The sequence below is a fragment of the Promicromonospora kroppenstedtii DSM 19349 genome, from assembly GCF_000515355.1.
In the GTDB taxonomy this organism is placed as follows: Bacteria; Actinomycetota; Actinomycetes; order Actinomycetales; family Cellulomonadaceae; genus Promicromonospora; species Promicromonospora kroppenstedtii.
In genome coordinates this window covers 18,641-20,349 of record NZ_KI911680.1, presented here as the reverse complement: position 1 = coordinate 20,349, position 1,709 = coordinate 18,641, and the positions used below count along the sequence as shown (strand labels likewise).

General features: G+C 72.9%; 3 protein-coding genes. 2 read left to right on the top strand and 1 reads right to left on the bottom strand.

Annotation, left to right across the window (positions count from 1 at the left end):
• The coding region (locus PROKR_RS14390; RefSeq protein WP_036964346.1) for a 13E12 repeat family protein at positions 1 to 956 on the bottom strand (956 nt) is incomplete at its 3' end.
• Positions 957 to 1,101: 145 nt separating this feature from the next.
• Here PROKR_RS14390 and PROKR_RS14385 point away from each other — a divergent pair.
• Positions 1,102 to 1,578 carry a GNAT family N-acetyltransferase gene (locus tag PROKR_RS14385; RefSeq protein WP_036964345.1) on the top strand — a complete coding sequence of 159 codons (477 nt, stop codon included), beginning with the start codon at positions 1,102 to 1,104 and terminating at the stop codon, positions 1,576 to 1,578.
• The coding region (locus PROKR_RS14380; RefSeq protein WP_036964344.1) for a macro domain-containing protein at positions 1,575 to 1,709 on the top strand (135 nt) is incomplete at its 3' end. The genes PROKR_RS14385 and PROKR_RS14380, both read left to right, overlap by 4 nt.

Sequence of the window (1,709 nt, the reverse complement as noted above, 5' to 3'; positions counted from 1 at the left end):
GCGCCGCCGGTCCCGTCACTGCCCGCCCCGTCGCGGGAGCCGTCGCCGTCGGTCCGGTCGTCGACCTCCGGCCCGTCGGCCGTCCGTAGCCGGCCGGTGACGATCCCCGTCAGGCAGTCCGCCCGCAGCTGGCCCAGGTCCCGCTCCTCGCCGCGGGCGCGCCGGAGCTGGTGGGCCAGGTCGTCGAGCACGCCCCACACCGCTGCGGCGTCGACCGCGGGCAGGTAGGCCGACAGCCAGGCCATGTCGTCCCCGGCCCGGTCGATCTGCACCGAACGGCGCGCCGCCGCGGCCTTGGCCGCCTGCTCGGCGCCATGCCGCGTCCTCGCGAACGCCAGCAGTTTCGACCGCAGCCAGCGCCACGTACGGAACGGGGCGTGCGGCAGGTACCGAGCGATCGCCTCCGCGCGCTCCTCGAGGGTGAGCCGCGAGGCGGACCGCAGCAGGGTGTGCGCCTTCTTCACGTCGATCCGCCCGGTCGTCAGGGCGCGGATCACGGAGGGATGGTCCGCCCCGGACTCGCCGCGCACCACGACCTCGGACGCCTCCGTCCCGGTGACCGCCAGCTCACCCGTCACCTGCGCGACCAGCGAGCTGTGCGCCAGCGGACCGGTCTCCCGGCTCGCTCGCTCGGCCACGGTCCGGGCCTGCAGGCCCGCGGCCCAGGACTGCAGGCGGCCGCACGCGATCATCAGGTCACCCAGGGCGTCGTCCGGGAGTTCCGCCAACAGCTCGGCGTCCGGGTCGGTGGCCTCGGCGACCACTTGCGCCAGCTTGAGGCCGATCGCGCTGGTCAGCGCCGAACGCAGGGACTCCACCGGCCACAGCGCGACCGGTACGGCCTCGGACGGCCAGTGCGGCCTGTCCTCCAGCTCGTCCAGCCTGACCAGCTCGGCGAAGGCGTCGTCGTCCAGGAGCACGTGACTCACGCCCTCGTAGTTCCGCCCGTTGTCCATGCACCTACCCCTTACCTCATAAGTCACCCGAACAGACACCAAACCTACGGATGCTCGTTCGACAGTAACCGCCACCACGGACGTCTGCCCGGTATCCACAAGCGCCTCCGCCTGCGTGTCGGTGTCCGGTGGTTGACTCCAGCACATGAACGACGACCAGCCCTACGAGTTCTCCACCGACCCAGCTCGCATCGACGCCGCCCGCGTGCACGAGCTCGTCGCCCGGCACACCTACTGGGCCAAGGATCGCCCGCGCGAGGTGATGGACGCCGCGATCGCGGGTTCCCGGCCCTACGGCGTCTACCGCCGGGCCACGGGCGAGCAGGTGGGGTTCGCCCGCATCGTGACCGACGGCGCGACGTTCGCGTGGCTCGCCGACGTCATCGTCGACCCGGAGCTGCGCGGGCAGGGCATCGGAAAGCTGCTGGTCGCGGGCATCGTCGCGGAGCTGGACCAGCTCGGGCTGCGCCGCACGATCCTCGCGACCGCCGACGCGCACGGGCTCTACGAGCAGTTCGGCTGGACGGCGGTCACCGAGGAGTACAAATGGATGGAACGTCCCGGCAGCGCGGCGGGCGCACCGGCAGCCACCCCGACACCCCACCCAGGAGCAGCCACATGAGCCTGTCCGTCGAGATCGGTGACCTCACCCGCGTGGAGGCCGACGCCGTGGTCAACGCCGCGAACTCGCTGCTGCTGGGCGGCGGCGGGGTCGACGGCGCGATCCACGCCGCCGCCGGGCCCCGCCTGCTG